Origin of the sequence: Myxococcus sp. XM-1-1-1, from assembly GCF_020037095.1 — a bacterium.
In the GTDB taxonomy this organism is placed as follows: Bacteria; Myxococcota; Myxococcia; order Myxococcales; family Myxococcaceae; genus Myxococcus; species Myxococcus fulvus.
The window spans coordinates 19961-34415 of sequence record NZ_JAIQDH010000015.1 but is presented as its reverse complement, the minus strand read 5'-3'; the positions used below and the strand labels follow the sequence as shown (position 1 = coordinate 34415).

At 70.9% G+C, this 14455-nt stretch carries 15 protein-coding genes; 10 read left to right on the top strand and 5 right to left on the bottom strand.

Features of this window, described 5'->3' with window-relative positions; all coding sequences use genetic code 11:
- Window positions 1-173 precede the first annotated feature (173 nt).
- The 3 genes from K8640_RS26130 (at window position 174) to K8640_RS26120 (ending at window position 1708) form a co-directional block, all read left to right on the top strand.
- Window positions 174-599 carry a response regulator gene (locus tag K8640_RS26130; protein WP_141330333.1) on the top strand — a complete coding sequence of 142 codons (426 nt, stop codon included), beginning with the start codon at window positions 174-176 and terminating at the stop codon, window positions 597-599.
- Window positions 600-679: 80 nt separating this feature from the next.
- A complete protein-coding gene (locus tag K8640_RS26125; RefSeq protein ID WP_046716711.1) occupies window positions 680-1327 on the top strand; it encodes a vancomycin high temperature exclusion protein in 648 nt (215 codons plus the stop codon).
- A gap of 108 nt (window positions 1328-1435) precedes the next feature.
- Window positions 1436-1708, top strand: a complete 273-nt coding sequence (locus K8640_RS26120; protein ID WP_141330335.1) for a hypothetical protein — start codon at window positions 1436-1438, stop codon at window positions 1706-1708.
- Between the two features lie 202 nt (window positions 1709-1910).
- Here K8640_RS26120 and K8640_RS26115 read toward each other — a convergent pair whose 3' ends face one another.
- Window positions 1911-3479, bottom strand: a complete 1569-nt coding sequence (locus K8640_RS26115) for an SMI1/KNR4 family protein (RefSeq protein ID WP_223749554.1) — start codon at window positions 3477-3479, stop codon at window positions 1911-1913.
- Window positions 3480-3807: 328 nt separating this feature from the next.
- Here K8640_RS26115 and K8640_RS26110 point away from each other — a divergent pair, with 328 nt between their 5' ends.
- The 5 genes from K8640_RS26110 (at window position 3808) to K8640_RS26090 (ending at window position 7568) form a co-directional block, all read left to right on the top strand.
- Window positions 3808-4152 carry a co-chaperone YbbN gene (locus K8640_RS26110; protein ID WP_223749553.1) on the top strand — a complete coding sequence of 115 codons (345 nt, stop codon included), beginning with the start codon at window positions 3808-3810 and terminating at the stop codon, window positions 4150-4152.
- Window positions 4153-4206: 54 nt separating this feature from the next.
- A complete protein-coding gene (locus tag K8640_RS26105) occupies window positions 4207-4836 on the top strand; it encodes a HEAT repeat domain-containing protein (protein ID WP_223749552.1) in 630 nt (209 codons plus the stop codon).
- Window positions 4837-5079: 243 nt separating this feature from the next.
- Complete coding sequence (locus K8640_RS26100; protein WP_223749551.1) at window positions 5080-6615, top strand: right-handed parallel beta-helix repeat-containing protein; 1536 nt, start codon at window positions 5080-5082, stop codon at window positions 6613-6615.
- A gap of 121 nt (window positions 6616-6736) precedes the next feature.
- Window positions 6737-7315 carry a type 1 glutamine amidotransferase family protein gene (locus K8640_RS26095; RefSeq protein WP_223749550.1) on the top strand — a complete coding sequence of 193 codons (579 nt, stop codon included), beginning with the start codon at window positions 6737-6739 and terminating at the stop codon, window positions 7313-7315.
- A 13-nt stretch (window positions 7316-7328) separates the two neighbouring features.
- Window positions 7329-7568 (top strand): hypothetical protein, encoded by a 240-nt coding sequence (locus K8640_RS26090; protein WP_223749549.1) that lies wholly within the window; start codon window positions 7329-7331, stop codon window positions 7566-7568.
- A gap of 18 nt (window positions 7569-7586) precedes the next feature.
- Here K8640_RS26090 and K8640_RS26085 read toward each other — a convergent pair whose 3' ends face one another.
- A complete protein-coding gene (locus tag K8640_RS26085; protein WP_223749548.1) occupies window positions 7587-9449 on the bottom strand; it encodes an ABC transporter ATP-binding protein in 1863 nt (620 codons plus the stop codon).
- 51 nt (window positions 9450-9500) lie between these two features.
- Entirely contained in the window at window positions 9501-10433 is a 933-nt protein-coding gene (locus K8640_RS26080) for a universal stress protein (RefSeq protein WP_223749547.1), read from the bottom strand.
- A 592-nt stretch (window positions 10434-11025) separates the two neighbouring features.
- On the opposite strand from K8640_RS26080, the gene K8640_RS26075 reads away from it, so the two are divergent.
- Complete coding sequence (locus K8640_RS26075) at window positions 11026-11184, top strand: hypothetical protein (protein ID WP_015353070.1); 159 nt, start codon at window positions 11026-11028, stop codon at window positions 11182-11184.
- A gap of 70 nt (window positions 11185-11254) precedes the next feature.
- Here K8640_RS26075 and K8640_RS26070 read toward each other — a convergent pair whose 3' ends face one another.
- Window positions 11255-11446 (bottom strand): CsbD family protein, encoded by a 192-nt coding sequence (locus tag K8640_RS26070; RefSeq protein WP_223749546.1) that lies wholly within the window; start codon window positions 11444-11446, stop codon window positions 11255-11257.
- 336 nt (window positions 11447-11782) lie between these two features.
- Here K8640_RS26070 and K8640_RS26065 point away from each other — a divergent pair, with 336 nt between their 5' ends.
- Window positions 11783-13558, top strand: a complete 1776-nt coding sequence (locus tag K8640_RS26065; RefSeq protein WP_223749545.1) for a methyl-accepting chemotaxis protein — start codon at window positions 11783-11785, stop codon at window positions 13556-13558.
- Here the strand turns inward: K8640_RS26065 and K8640_RS26060 are convergent.
- A complete protein-coding gene (locus K8640_RS26060) occupies window positions 13549-14403 on the bottom strand; it encodes a hypothetical protein (protein WP_223749544.1) in 855 nt (284 codons plus the stop codon). The two genes, K8640_RS26065 and K8640_RS26060, sit on opposite strands and share 10 nt — an antisense overlap.
- Window positions 14404-14455 lie beyond the last annotated feature (52 nt).

Here is a 14455-nt window from a genome sequence, read left to right as displayed (position 1 = left end):
GTCTGACGGCGGGGCCCCCTATATAAGCGGGGCGGGAGCCGGTCAACGGCAGTCCTCCCGGGGCTTTCCGGACACGGGAGCCAGGGCCTCCCAGGGGCCTCCCACGAGGGGCGACCGGGCGACCTGCGCCCCCGAGGACTCGCGGGTGTGCCCCCAGGCCCTACCTTCCTGTCATGGGGCCTGCCGACACCGGACCGCTGCTCATCGTGGAGGATGACCTGGACATCCGTGAGGCGCTCCAGGGGTACCTGGAGCTCCAGGGGTACCGGGTGCTGGTGGCGGACCACGGGAGGGAGGCGCTCGCGCTCCTGTCGGGCACGCCCCGGCCCTCGCTCATCCTGTTGGACATGGGGTTGCCGGTGATGGACGGGCACCGGGTGCTGACGGCGCGCAGGAGCGACGCGGCGCTCGCGAAGGTGCCCGTGGTCATCCTGTCGGCGGAGACGGCGGAGATGAGTCCCCGGGACAGGGCGGTGTACGCGGCCAGCCAGGGGGTTTCCGCCATCCTGTCGAAGCCGGTGGACCCGCGGCAGTTGCTGGAGACGCTCCAGCGGTTGTTGCCGGGGCAGGCTGCTCCCCAGGCGGACGCGCCCGCGTGACGCGCCGGGCCCACACAGGGCTTTTCGAGGGCGGCGGGCCGTAACACAATGGCGCCGGGTGCGGTGTCACCCCTGGGTCCATGAAGCCAACCCGAGCGAGCGGTGTCTGGGCGCGCAGGGCCCTCTTCCTCCTGCTCGTGGGCGCGGTGAGCCTGCTCGTCCTCTCGCACTGGGTGCGCGTGAGTTACGAGGAGCGCATCGTGAGCCTGGCGGACGCGCCCGACGCGCCCGTGGCGCTGGTGTTCGGCGCGGGGCTGGCGCCGGGGGCGGTGCCGTCGCCGGTGCTCGCGCAGCGGCTGGACATGGCGATGGCGCTGTGGCGCGAGGGCAAGGTGGGCTCGGTGCTGGTGAGCGGCGACGAGGTGAAGCCGTTCCATCATGAGACGCGGGCCATGCGCCGCTACCTGCTGGAGCGCGGCATGCCGGCGGAGCTGGTGCTGGGGGACGAGGCGGGGTTGTCCACGTACGACAGCTGCCTGCGGGCGCGGGGCGTGTTCGGCGCGAAGCAGGCGCTGCTCGTCACGCAGCGCTTCCATCTGCCCCGGGCGCTGTTCATCGCGAACTCGGTGGGCATCGATGCGTGGGGTGTGCCCGCGGACGAGGGGCGCTCGACGCCCTGGCGCTACACGGTGCGCGAGACGCTGTCGCGGGTGCTGGCGCTGGGGATGGTGCTGCTCGAGGTGGAGCCCGTCTACCCCTCGGGCCGCGCGGCGGTCCCCAAGGGCTAGGCGGACGAGCCCGGCAGGCGGCCGGCCGGCGCGAATTGCGGTGGGGCGCGTGGGTTCTCATTGTTGAGACACGGCGGCCGGCCCACCCCGCTTTCGCGAGGAGACACCATGCGATTCAAGAAGCTCGGCTCGGAGGACGTGGGCGAGGCCACCTCGCGACGTCATGTGAACCAGGACACCGGCGAGGAGGAGATCAACATCTCCGACCAGGACCTGGCGGCGACCCCTCCGCTGGAGGAGGAGCCTGACTTCCGCGACATCCTGCCGGACCAGATTCACGAGTTCCGGCGCGGTGACGAGGAGCCGGAGGAGGTGGAGCTGACGGCGCAGCCCGAGGAGCGTCTGCGCCCGGCGCGCAGGGACCAGCTCCCGGAGGGCTAGGTTCGCGCCCGCGCGGTTGCCGACGTCGGATGCGCGGATGCATCCGTGCGCTGACGCGGTCCCGGCGCGCGGGGCCCGCTTCTCGGAGGTGGGGCTCGCGGCTGCGCGAGGCGTGGTCCCGACGGACGATGGATGCGCGAGTACGTCCGTGCTCGAACGCGGTCCCATCTCGGGGGATGGGACCGCGCTGATGCGAACGGGGTCAGCGCTTCGACTTCGGCTTCTTCACGGCGCCCTTCGCCGAGGACTTCCTGGCGGCTGCCTTCGAGGGTGCCGACTTCCTGGCGGGCTTCGTGCGCGTGGGCTTCTTCGCGGCGGACGACTTCGAGGCAGCGGACTTCGCCCCCGCGGACTTCTTCGCGGGCTTGGAAGCCGCGACCTTCTTGCTCGCGAGCTTCCCAGCGGACTTCTTGGCCGCGGGCTGTTTACCGACGGGCTTCGCCCCCGCGGACTTCTTCGCCGCAGCCTGCTTCGTGGTGGACTTCGCCGTCGTAGCGGACTTCTTCGCCGCAGCCTGCTTCGTGGTGGACTTGGCCACCGCGGGCTTCGTTGCGGCAGACTTCGCCGGCGCGGGTGTCTTCGCTACGGACGGCTGAGTCGCTGACTTCACCGTCCCAGGCTTCGCCGTCGCGAGACTCTTCGTCGCGGACTTCGCGGTGGGACTCTTCGTCGCGGGAAGCACCGCGGACGTCTCCGTCACGGGCTGGGCGGCGGGCTTCGCCTTGGGCTGCGTCACCTCCACAGCCTTCGCGACGGTCTTCGTCGTCGCCGTGGCGGCCGCGTCGACAAGCTTCGTGACAGCGGTCTTCGTCGCCTTCGTAGGCTTCGAGACCGCGTCCTTCACCGCCTCCGCGACCTGCGCCACGGGCTTCGCGACCGCGTCCTTCACCGTCTCGGCAATCGTCGCCACGGGCTTGCTGGCCTTGGACTTCACCGCGGGCTTCTTGGCCGTCTCGGGCCCCAGTTCCTTGCGCAGCGCCTCCTGCATCGTCGGTCGCACGAACAGCTCGGCCTGCGTCACCGAGGACCTCGAGGCCGGCTTCTTCCCGCCCCCGGACTTCGCCCCGAAACGGCCGAAGCCTCCGGACTCGTCCTGCGCCCCACCCCTGCGGCCCCGCGACACATCCTCGTCGTACTCGTACGCGAGCTCGCGCTGCGCGCCCGTGTCCTCTTCCTCCTCGGTGGACGATTCCTCGGCCTGCTCCTCCTCGGACTCCTCCTCGCCAGACATGCCCGAGAGCGCCTCCTGCAGCACGGCGTTCATCGCCCGCGCGAAGGTGCGCTCACCGAAGCTCTCGACCTCCGCGGGAGGCACCAGCACGTCGAGCATGTCCTTGAGCGAGCGGTACAGCCGCATCTCCCGCTTCTCGCTGTCCCAGGTGCCGTAGAGCCAATCCTCCGCACCCAGCGCGTCCACCCAGCCCGGCAGCGGCCCGCCCCCGTCCCCCTGCTCCACCATCGCCGACTTGCGCGCGGAGAACAGGTGCCGGTGCGGCCCCTTCATCCCGATGCGCCACACGCCCGCGGCCGGCAAGCCCACCAGCTTCAGCCGCGTCTTCTCCAACACGCTCACGGAGCCCTCGGGCCCATGCAGCGGGAAGAGACTCACGTCGCCGTGGAGCTCGCCTCCGTCGAAGGTCAGGTACAGATGGCCGAGGTCCTCGGGAAAGGGGACGCCACACTCCGTCTCCGCCCGCCGGACCTCATCCGCGGACACACCCGATGACGCGGCCTTCGCTGACTTCCGCAGTGCCTCCAACCACTCGTGCATGACCCCTCCACGACACGTCCGATGCCGCCACCTTACGGCGGCTGTACCCCTCAGCGCAGTGCGCACCTGAAGCTTTTGACGCCCCGCACACGAATGCTCCAGCCCCCCGGCTGACGCCCGGCAGGCCCATCCCGGGACCTATCACGACAACCGCCAACCCGGGCTGCCTCCTTCCACTCCCTCGCAAGCCGGCCCCTCCACCAGCCCGGGACCCTCGCCTCCCCCAGTGCTTCCGCGGCCCCTGGGACGCCCTCCCTCCCCCGGGAAGCCATCCCCTCGGGGCCCCACCCGGCTTGAAGGCCGACGGGCGGACCGTTACCCATGGGGCATGGCACATCCGGTCAGCTACGAGGGAACGGCGGAGAACTTCGACCAGCTCGTCATGCAACCCCAGGGCGAGCTCGTCGTCGTGGACTTCTGGGGCGACGGCTGCCCGAACTGTGAAATCTACGCGGCCGCCGAGCCTGAGCTCCTCTCCGAACTGGAGGGCGCGAGGATGCGCGTGGTGAAGGTGAACGCCTATCAGCACGAGTCCCTGGCCCACCGCTTCGGACTCTACGGCATCCCCACGTTCCTCCTGTTCCGCGACGGGAAGCTCATCGGGAAGATGAGCCAATACTACGGAAAGGCGTACTGGCTCGGCGTCGTCCGCGAGCACCTGCCCACCGCGTGACGAGGCCCCCACCCTTTCACGGTGCCACCCGGGGGAATCGCATAGGGTGGCGCCATGAAGAAGACGCCCAGGAAGCCTCGTCACGCGCCCCAGGTCCACCCGCTCCCGCCTCCCTCCGTGGAGCTGGCGGAGCTGCTCGGACGACTCGCGACAGGTGACGCCGATGCGCGCTGGGAGGCCTCCATGGCGTTGATGAAGGTCGGCGACGACGTCGCGGCCGAGCATGTGGCCCGGCTGCTGCGGACCGCCGACGACGTCCGGGCGCGCGAGGTCTCCGCGTGGCTGTTGTGCAGCCTCGGCGATGGCAAGCCCTCCATCATCGACGCGCTGCTCCAGTCCGTCGAGGACACCTCCGAGAGCATGGACGTGCGAGGCCAGGCCATCGAGGCCCTCGGCTCCCAGCGCACGATGGCGCCGACCCTGCGTGAGCGCGTGCTGGGCATCCTCGTCGAGCTGCTGGAGCACCCCGCCGCGGAGCTGCGCTTCTGGGCCTGCTTCGCGCTCGGCGCCTTCCGCCACCGCCCCGCCCTCCCCGCGCTGCGCAAGGTGGCCCAGGAGGATGAGCGCGTGAATCCCGGCTGGTGGTACGTCAGCGAGGAAGCGCTCGACGCGATTGCCCAGATCGAGTCACGGGAGTACCCAGACCGTATCCCCGTGCACCAACGTGGCCGCGCTGCGTCCTGACGCACCGTCTCCCCGTACGAGGCGTCGCCACCTCCCGAACGCCTCCACCGACAGCGGGACGGCCTGACGCCTCGCCGCGCCTCTCGCAGCCTCCGGCCCACGTCCTCCACCGAGTGGACCCGTGCCAGGGAACATGGAGCACGGGAGGTTCCCACCCTTCGGGGCAGCGTGGTTGATGCGACGCGCGCCCGTTACGAACATGGAACCTCGCGGTTGGCGGTCCAATCAGGGGGGCAGTGCGCAATGACGAAGCATCGACTGGGGCAAAGGCTCACGCATATCGCTTGTCTGCTGTCGCTGTGGGCGGGGGCCATGGCCTGCGGAGAGGGACACCTGGAGGCGCCGGAAGCAGCCGCGCCGGTGGACGGGCTGGAGACCCGGACCGCGAGGCAGTCCCCGGCGTTCACGGAGGCCCTCTTCTACGACAACTGCCCGGCCGCGTCGGTCGCGCAGGGCCCAACGCTCTATGTGTCGAAGAGCGGCCCGAGGGACCCGTCCAAGCCGCTCGGCTCCGACCTGAACCCCTACAGCACCATCATGGCCGCGGTGAAGGCGGCCCGCCCGGGCAACATCATCCTGGTGCGACAGGGCGACTACAACGAACAGGTCGCCATCACCGCGGCGAAGGGAGCGCGCCCCGGCACCGCCACCGCGCCCATCGTCCTGCGCGGGGAGCAGTCGGGCCAGCCCCGCATCCTCCCGGCCGCCACGAACGTGGGCAGCCTGGTCCAGGTCAGTCAGCCCTACTGGGTCGTCCAGTTCTTCGAGGTGGACGTGCAGGAGCGCCCCTCGTTCGCCGTGCTCTTCGAGAACAACACCCGGTGCTCACAGGTCCTCGACTCCAAGCTGCACGGGGGCCGCGCCGGCGGCGGTGTCATCACCAGCTACGCGGACTTCGTGCTCATCGACGACAATGAAATCTACGACTTCTCCAAGCAGAACACCGACTCGCACGGCGTGGCGATTCGCGGCGTGACGCGGAACGTGTTCATCGTGGAGAACGACATCCACGACGTCTCCGGGGACGCGGTGCAGTGTCAGCCCAACGGCGGCAGGCCCGCCGTCATCCTCGTCGAGCGCAATCGCTTGCATGACACCGGAGAGAACGGGGTCGACGTCAAGGCGTGCGACGACCTGCTCCTTCACGAGAACAAGATCTACAACTTCCCCAACCTCGCGAAGTACCCCTGGCAGGCGAACACCTCCGCCGCGGAGGGTGTGTTGGTGCACGAGGACGCGACGAACGTCCAAATCCTCTACAACGAAATCTGGAACGCGGGCCGGGGCATCTCCATCGGCGGCAACAACGTCATCGACATGCCCGTGAACGTGCAGATTGAAGGCAACCACGTGCACGACATCTATGACTATGCGAAGCGCAACAACGGCCAGGGCATCCGCATCGTCAAGGCGAGGGGCGTGACGCTGCTGGGGAACATCGTCGAGCGGACGTTCGACGCCGGGCTGCGCCTGGCCGCCGACCCGCCCAACGCCGTGCCGGGGCTGCTGGTCTACAAGAACACCCTGCGGGACATGCGGCTGTTCGTGCGTCTGGGCGCCAGGGCGTACCGGCCCGGCCTGGGCATGGACCTCAATCGCTACGAGGGCGCCTCGGGCGTCTTCACCATCACCGACGAGCTCTGGGAAGGAAGCCACGCCCGCTGGCGCGCGGTGCTCGCGCCGCTCTACCTGGACCAGTTTTCGGAGCGCATCATCCCCGGCTCCCGTCCCAAGGGGCTGACGGACGACGAGGGCGTCACGTCGACCTCGGGTGAGTAGTCAGCCCAGGCCGCGCTGATGGAGAGGGCCCACGCCCGCCGCGGGCCTTGCGTGGCGGGAGGCTTCAGCTTCCCGTCCGCTTTGCCTAGTCTCGGGTGCTCCTCCAACCCGGAGCACGCTGGTGGCGCGCATCGCATTCGTGGTGATTCCCCCTTTCGCGGACTGGGAGCCGGCGCTGCTGGCCGCGGGGGCGCGGGATGACTTCCGTGACCAGGTCTCCTGGTGGTCCCCGGGAGGCCGTCCCGTGCCGTCCATCGGGGGAATGACCATCCAGGTGGATGGCGCGGTCGAGGACTTCTCCCCGGAGAAGGCGGACGCGCTGGTGCTGATTGGCTCCAGCACCTGGATGACGCCTCAGAGTCCGGACCTGACGCCCCTGCTGCGCCGCGCGGTGGAGGCGGGGCTCGTCGTCGCGGGCATCTGCGGCGCAACGCTGGCGCTGGCTCGCGCGGGGCTGCTCGAGGGGCGCGCGCACACGAGCAACGACCTGGAGTTCCTCCAGAAGCATGCCCCGGGCTACCAGGGCGCCGCGCACTATCGCGACGTGCCGCAGGCGGTGAGGGACGGGCGCATCATCACGGCGTCCGGAGCGGCGCCCACCACGTTCGCCACCGAGGTGCTCGGCGCGCTGCACCCCGACGCGAGCCAGGCGATGGTGGACTTCCGCGCGTTCTTCGCTCGCGAGCACCAGGCCCCTTGAGGAGCACTCCGCCATGACCATCATCGAGCCCTTGCTGCTCGCCACCGGCGCCCTGGGCGGCCTCACGGGCGCCATCCTGGGCGTGCGCGCCGAGCCCTGGTGGGGCGTCGACGGAGTCCTCGGCGGCGTCATGCGGGGCTTCGGCGGCTTCGTGGGCGGCGCGCTCGCGTTGCCCCTGGTCTCGGGCGTGATTCTCTATGGACTGGGCCTGGTGCTGATGCGCCGCGAGGCGAGGAACAAGCAGAGGTCCTAGGCACCTCGCCCGCGCGTCTCAGTCCTGATAGCCCCGCGCCTGCAGGCGGAACAGGTGCGCGTAGCGGCCGTCCTTCGCCATCAGCTCGTCGTGGCTGCCCAGCTCGTCCACGCCGCCGTTGTGCAGCACCGCGATCTGGTCCGCCATCCGCACCGTGGAGAACCGGTGCGAAATCACGATGGCGATGCGGTCCGCCGCCAACGCCTGGAACCGCTCGAACAACGCGTGCTCCGCCTCCGCGTCGATGCTCGCCGTCGGCTCGTCCAGAATCAGCACCTCCGCGTCGTCCCGCATGAACGCCCGCGCCACCGCCAGCTTCTGCCACTGCCCCGCCGACAGCTCCTGCCCCTTCTCGAACCACCCGCCCAGCATCGTGTCGTACTGCCCCGGCAACGCCTCGATGACCCCGCTCGCCCCACCCAATTGCGCCGCCTTCACGATGCGCTCCCGGTCCTCCAACGCCGGCACGTGCCCCAACCCGATGTTCTCCGCCACGTTGAACTGGTAGCGCACGAAGTCCTGGAACACCGCCCCGAAGCGCGAGCGCAAATCCCCCACGTCCATGTCCCGGAGGTCCACGCCCCCATACAGAATGGCTCCCTCCGTCGGCTCGTACAGCCTGAGCAGCAGCTTCACCAACGTGCTCTTCCCCGCGCCGTTCTCCCCCACCAGCGCCAGCTTCTGCCCCGGCCGCAACGTCAACGACACGTGCCTCAACGCCCACGCCTCCTTCCCCGGATAGCGGAAGGACACGTCGCGCAGCTCGATGTCGTTGGTGCGCCCCCGGGGCGGTGACCTGGGCGGCGACACCCGCGCCACCTCGCTGCCCGTCGGTATCTCCAGGTACATGAAGAGGTTGCTCATGAAGAGCGCGTCCTCGTACATGGAGCCCACGCTCGTCAGGATGCCCTGGAACGCCGCCTGCCCCTGACGGAACACCCCCAGGTACAACACCATGTCACCCACGCTGATGGCCCCGTCCGCCGCCCGCCCCGCGACGAACAGGTAGCAGCCGTAGAACGCCGCCAGCGACAACAACCCCAACCCCAACCCCCACCCCATCCGCTTGAAGGCCAGCGCCCGGTCCTCCGCGAAGAACTTGCGGAACAAGTCCCGGTAGCGCCCCAACACCAGGTCCCCCAACCCGAAGAGCTTCACCTCCTTCACGTGGCTGTCCCGCGTGAGGATCCACTCCAGGTAGTTGAGCTTGCGCCCCTCCGGCGCGCGCCACGAGTACAGCCGGAAGCCCGCCATCGCCAGCCGCGCCTCCGCGATGAACGCCGGAATCGACGCCGCCACCAGCACCACCACGCTCCACGGCGACAGCGCAATCAACAGCGCCGCGAACGTGGAGAGCGTTATCGCGTTGCGGACGATGGAGAACGCCTGCATCACCAGCGACAGCGGACGGCTGCTCGCCTCGCGCCGGGCGTTCTGCATCTTGTCGTACGTCTCCGAGTCCTCGAAGTGCCGCAGCTCCAGCTCCAGCGCCTTCTGGAGGATGCGCTCGTTGAGCAGGTTGCCCAGGTTGGCGCGCAGGAGCTCCCGCGTCAGCGTCAGCCCGCGCTCCACCACCCCGGAGCCCAGCATCAGCGCGAACTCCAACCCCACCAGCCCGTAGACGCGCGAGTGCGCCTCGGCCGAGCCCTGCGCCGCCGCCACCACCGCGTCCACGATGAGCTTGCCCACCCAGGCGATGGCCGCCGGCAACACCGCCGCCACCAGCGTCAACAGCCCGAGCACGACGGCGCCCCGGGGGCTGGCCTGCCAGAAGATGCGGAACGTCCCGGGGAGCTGACGGAACAGGCTTCCGGCGCTCTTCAGCCGCTCCTTGAGGGAGCTCTTCGCGGGGAGGGTGGACTCGAGTGGACGGGGAGACACGTCCCCCGTTCATAACGTGCTCGCCCGACATCCGCTCGAAAGAGCCGCCCCTCACCCCACCGCGGGCTGCTCGTGCCGGGACACCAGCACGTCGCACGAGGATTGCGCCAGCACCCGCTCCACCAGCGACGCCTCGTCCCCGGCCCCTCGCGGGCCCGCCACCACCAGCAGGTCCGAGCCCAGCTCGAGCGCGTGCGCCAGGAGCGCCTCGCCCGGCTCCCCGGAGCGCAGCCGGGCCTCCAGCTCGCACCCCGTCTCCCGGTACGGCGCCAGGAAGCGGGCGAGCTCCAGGCGCGCGTCGAGCTCGCGCTCATGGCGCAGCATCACGAAGCGCTCCGGCGGCGCGCCCTGGGCCCGCAGCGCCGCCTCCTCCTCGCGCGTGTCCACCACGTGCAGCACCGCCACCGGCGTCAGGGGACACAGCCGCATCGTCAGCTCCAGCGCCCGCCGGGACTCACGCGTGAAGTCCACCGCGACCAGGGGGCTCTCGTACGGCCTCGCCGGATGGGGCCGCACCGCCAGCATCGACGTGTCCAGTTGGCGCAGCGCGCGCCGCACCATCGAGCCCTCTCCCAGCGACCTGCCCGGCGTCAGCACCCGCTCGCCGCCGAGCACCACCAGCTGGGCGCCCTGCTCGCGCGCCACCGCCGCGACCGCGTCCAGCGTGTCGCCCTGGCGCAGCTCCTCGCGCACCGTCACGTCCGGACGGTGGCGCAGCCTCCGACATGCCGCGTGCACGGCCTTGCGCAGACAGCCGCCCCCCAGCACCACGCCTCCGGGCGAGCCCTCCAACACCGGCCCCGCGTGCAGCAGCGTGAAGGTGGCGCCCAGGCCCAGGGGCAACCGCAGCGCCCGGGCCAGGGCGAGCTCGGAGCGCAGCGAGAAGTCCGTCGCCACCACCAGGCGCGTCAGCCCCCTGGGACCCCGGAAGGTCCCCGGCTGCAGCAACGGGATATCCAAACGGGTCAGCACATGCTGCCTCATCACGAGACCCTCCTTTCAATGGCCTTGCTGCTCCAGCGTCGGCGCCGTGGGGGCATGATTCGCCATCCCATGCGCCCGACAGGGACCTGTCCGCGAGCCGTTGCCCGCCGGTCCGCCGCGCCTCGCGGCCCAGGCCCCGTGAGGCCCTCACCTCGAAGATTCAGGCGGCCGCGCCGGGATGCCACCCTCGCCCCGGGGACGCCGTGTGCACGAGCGGGCGGAGGAGCCCTTCGGTCCTCGCGTGTGGCGGCCCACGTCACACGACTGGCGGCCAGCGCCACACGACTCGTCCTCGAGTGAGGGTGGAGCACGACTCCCGTCCCGCGGGGCCGTGCGGAGTGGGGGCGGACGGCCGCCTCACACCGTGGGGTGTCCCCCTGAAAAAACTCCAGGCGCGCCGCATCCGTATCCCTCACGGGAGTTCCACGCGCGCATTCCTGCCTGGAGATTGGCGCGCTTGGCACGTTCGCGGAGCAACAGAGCGTCTTCAGCGGGCCGCGCGGGGAGCGGCCGGAGCTTTGCAGAAGGGCTCCGACGACAGCGCGGTGGGTGGTGGCGGGACGGACGGGAAGCTGAAGAAGGGGGAGGACCAATGCGCGGCGTCATCACCGGAAGAGAGGTGGTCACCAATCTGGGTCTCATCTACCGAGAGTTCGGCGCGGGCTGTGTGCTGCGCTGCTTGTGGGTGATGCTCAGCGGGAAGACCACGACGTTCCTCGAGGTGGCGTGTCCGCCCGAGGTGAAGCGCTAGCCACGGCGACGGGCCGCGAGGAGAGCCTCCCCGCGACCCGGCCGTGTGCTGGTTTGCTCGTCGCCGAGAATCAGAACTCGTCGCGGCGGGGCTTGTCGTCGTCCACCGCGTCCCGGACGGCGCGCTTGGCGTCCTCCAGCTTCTCCTTGGCGTGGCCCTTGGCCGTGTCGACCTTGCCCTCCGCTTCCAGCGAACGGTCGCCGGTGGCCGCGCCCACGGTCTCCTTGATCTTGCCCTTGGCCTTGTCGATCAACTCACCCATGTCACTCTCCTGTGGCTGTGAGCTCGTGAGAGCCGTTGTGGAGTGAGTGTGGGCATGGCCCTGGAGTCGTGCAGGAGGGCCAGGCCGCTCGCCTGCTCGGGTGGCGGGGGCCGGCCCCTTCCAGAAGCAGTCCCGCAATTCAAGGAAAATACCCAGACATTCAGGCGAGCGAAGCGCGGCCACGGACTTGCGGAGGTCCGGTGGCCCCAGTGGAATGGGGGGAGCCCGAGACGCTCCCTGGTTGGAATCCTTCCCCCCTGCTGAAACGGGACATTGACGCAAGGCGCGCTGCCCCGCACGCTGAAGTCACTGCCACCCCGGAGTCACTGCTTCCCGATGTCCACTCCTCCGCTTCCGACCCCTGGCGCGCTGTTCCGGCGGATGTACCTGTTGCGCTCCCTCATCACGACGGTGGCCTTCTGCCCGGCCCTGTACGTGGACATGCAATTGCTGTCACTGGAGGGGCCGAAGGCGACGCGCATCCTGCTGGGAGTCATCACGCCGCTGGTGCTGGGGCTGTGCGCGGTGGCGCAGCCGATGGTGGTGTTGCCGTGGCTCCTGAAGCGGGCCATGGCGACGCAAGGGCGGCTGCGGGTGGAGCGGTTGATCCGCATCCCGTCGCAGCTGGCGTTCGGCGAGTCGATGGTGTCGTGGTTCATCGGCGGGGTGCTGTTCAACGGGGGCGTGGCGTTCCTGTTGGACCGGCCGATGTCGGTGGTGCCGGTGGGCGTGGCGGTGTCGATGAGCGCGGGGCTGTTCAGCAGCCCGCTCCTGTACATGCTCTATGAGCAGGTGCTGATGCCCACGGTGCTGGACGCCTACCAGAAGGCGCCCAGCGCGCGGCCCGCCGGAGAGGGCTTCGCGCCCCGACAGCTGTGGCTGCTGCCCGCCACCGTCGTCTCCGCGCTGCTCGTCACCTGTCTGACGAGCGTCGTGACGCTGAACCTGCGCATCGAGCGGGAGCTGGGGGCGCTGGCGAAGGACATCGAGTCGAAGGGCCAGGCCGCGTCGGCGGCGCAGGTGCGCGCCACGGTGGCGCCGCTGCAGAAGGACCTGGTGCTGCCGGTCGTCATGTTCGGCGGCTACGCGGCGCTGGGCTCCATCCTCACGGCGGCGTGGGCGGCGCGGCGGCTGGCCAAGGGCTCGCGCGCGGTGGGCGCGTCGCTGGAGGCGCTGGTGGAGGGCCGCGCGGCGCCGCCGCGGTGGGTGTCCACGGACGAGCTGGGCGACCTGGCCGCGACCACATGGCAGCTGTACCAGCGGCTGCAGGAGCTGCCGCGCTCGCTGCGCACGTCTGCGGGGGACCTGGCGCAGGCGGGCACGCGGCTGTCGGAGGCGAGCAACCAGCAGAACCAGACGCTGTCGCGGCAGGCGGCGGCGCTGCACCAGGCGCGCGCCACGGCGCAGGAGATCCAGCAGGCGTCGCACGTGGCGGCCTCTCGCGCCACCAGCATCCTCCAGGTGGCCGAGCGCGCCGCCGCGGTGGGCCGGCTGGGCGAGGAGTCGCTGCAGGGCACCGAGAAGGGCCTCGCGTCCATCCGCGACATCGCCGACGGGCTGCACGGGCAGATGCAGGACCTGGAGCAGCGCGCGCGGGAGGTCGGCCGCGTGTCGGAGGTGGTGAAGGCGCTGGCGGACCAGTCGCACATGCTGGCCATCAACGCGGCCATCGAGGCCACGCGCGCGGGTGAGCACGGCAAGGGCTTCGGCGTGGTGGCGCGGCAGATGCGCGAGCTGGCGGACCAGTCCGTCCAGGCGACCAACCAGGTGCGCGGGCTGCTGGAGACGATGGCCTCGGCGGCCACCCAGGCCACGGAGATGACGGACCGGAGCGCGGCGGGGGTGGAGACGGCGCTGGCGCCGCTTCGCACCAGCGGCGAGCGGCTGCGCGAACTGGCCACGCTGTCGCGCGAGTCCGCGTCCGCGGTGCGGCAGATCGCCGAGGCCGTGGCCCAGCAGCACCAGGGCGTGGACCAGCTGTTCGCCGCGGTGCGCGAGCTGGATGAGCTGACCACGGACACGCTGCGCCACCTGGACACCACGCAGCAGGCGGCCGTCGCCGTCACCCACGCCACCGGACAGGTGTCGCAGCTGGCCCAGCGCTACGTCTGAGCGAGCGCGGCCTCCTCGGGGGACACGGGCGGCTCGGGTTCGAGTCGCCCGTCGGGCCCCAGCACCGGGGCGCGGAGCAGCACCACCAGCCGGCCCACGAGCAGGCCCAGGCGGCCGAGGCGCTCGCGGGGCTCGGGGCCGTCCTGCTCGAAGCTCGCCGCGTCCAGGTACGCAAGCTGGACCTCGGCCCTCGACTGGAGCGCGCCCACGCGGGTCTCCAGCGAGGTGAGCCTTCCGAGCAGGGCGTCGAGGAACTCCGTGGCCTGTCGGAGCGTCGCCGCGCAGGCGTCCAGCTGACGCACGCGGGCCTCGTCGGTGTCCTCCACGGTGCTCGCCGAGGCCCATGGCGCCGCGGCCTCGAACAGGGAGACCCCATCGACGACCACCGGGGCCGCGTCCTCCTGCAGCCAGCCTCGCTCCATCCACGTGAGCACGGGCTCCCAGCCGGGGGGCACGGGCGCGCCCGCGCCCAAGAGGGGCCACGCCCGGCGCGCGGCGCGGGAGACGGGCTCGGAGGGCAGCGCCTCCAGGGCCGCGAGGGCCTCGGGCGGGAGCACGTCCTCCCGCTTCGCGTGCTCCCAGCGCTCCAGTCGCGCGAGCAGTCCTCGCAGGGGCTCGACGACCTCCGCTCGGGCACGGGCCTGACGCTCGCCGTAGGAGGCGAGGCCCGTGCGCACGCGCAGCCGGGCGGACTTGAGCGCGCCGAGCGCGGCGGCGTGTCGCTCACGGGCCTGGGCGAGCGCGGGGGACTCGACGACGCGGCCCTGGTCCCAGACCTTCTTCGCACCGAGCCCCAGCGCCGTCAGCACCAGGCCTCCCACCGCGAATGGGATGAAGAACGGCATGGGAGACAGCTTCGCATCCGTGGGGCCTCGTTGCGAGCCGGTCTCCCTTGGC

What these genes read in the sequence shown, in the direction of transcription:
- K8640_RS26070 (WP_223749546.1), bottom strand. Translation starts at nt 11,446, where the DNA reads ATGGGTGAGTTGATCGACAAGGCCAAGGGCAAGATCAAGGAGACCGTG.
- K8640_RS26110 (WP_223749553.1), top strand. Translation starts at nt 3,808, where the DNA reads ATGGCACATCCGGTCAGCTACGAGGGAACGGCGGAGAACTTCGACCAG.
- K8640_RS26105 (WP_223749552.1), top strand. Translation starts at nt 4,207, where the DNA reads ATGAAGAAGACGCCCAGGAAGCCTCGTCACGCGCCCCAGGTCCACCCG.
- K8640_RS26090 (WP_223749549.1), top strand. Translation starts at nt 7,329, where the DNA reads ATGACCATCATCGAGCCCTTGCTGCTCGCCACCGGCGCCCTGGGCGGC.
- K8640_RS26075 (WP_015353070.1), top strand. Translation starts at nt 11,026, where the DNA reads ATGCGCGGCGTCATCACCGGAAGAGAGGTGGTCACCAATCTGGGTCTC.
- K8640_RS26080 (WP_223749547.1), bottom strand. Translation starts at nt 10,433, where the DNA reads ATGAGGCAGCATGTGCTGACCCGTTTGGATATCCCGTTGCTGCAGCCG.
- K8640_RS26125 (WP_046716711.1), top strand. Translation starts at nt 680, where the DNA reads ATGAAGCCAACCCGAGCGAGCGGTGTCTGGGCGCGCAGGGCCCTCTTC.
- K8640_RS26065 (WP_223749545.1), top strand. Translation starts at nt 11,783, where the DNA reads ATGTCCACTCCTCCGCTTCCGACCCCTGGCGCGCTGTTCCGGCGGATG.
- K8640_RS26060 (WP_223749544.1), bottom strand. Translation starts at nt 14,403, where the DNA reads ATGCCGTTCTTCATCCCATTCGCGGTGGGAGGCCTGGTGCTGACGGCG.
- K8640_RS26100 (WP_223749551.1), top strand. Translation starts at nt 5,080, where the DNA reads ATGACGAAGCATCGACTGGGGCAAAGGCTCACGCATATCGCTTGTCTG.
- K8640_RS26130 (WP_141330333.1), top strand. Translation starts at nt 174, where the DNA reads ATGGGGCCTGCCGACACCGGACCGCTGCTCATCGTGGAGGATGACCTG.
- K8640_RS26115 (WP_223749554.1), bottom strand. Translation starts at nt 3,479, where the DNA reads ATGCACGAGTGGTTGGAGGCACTGCGGAAGTCAGCGAAGGCCGCGTCA.
- K8640_RS26120 (WP_141330335.1), top strand. Translation starts at nt 1,436, where the DNA reads ATGCGATTCAAGAAGCTCGGCTCGGAGGACGTGGGCGAGGCCACCTCG.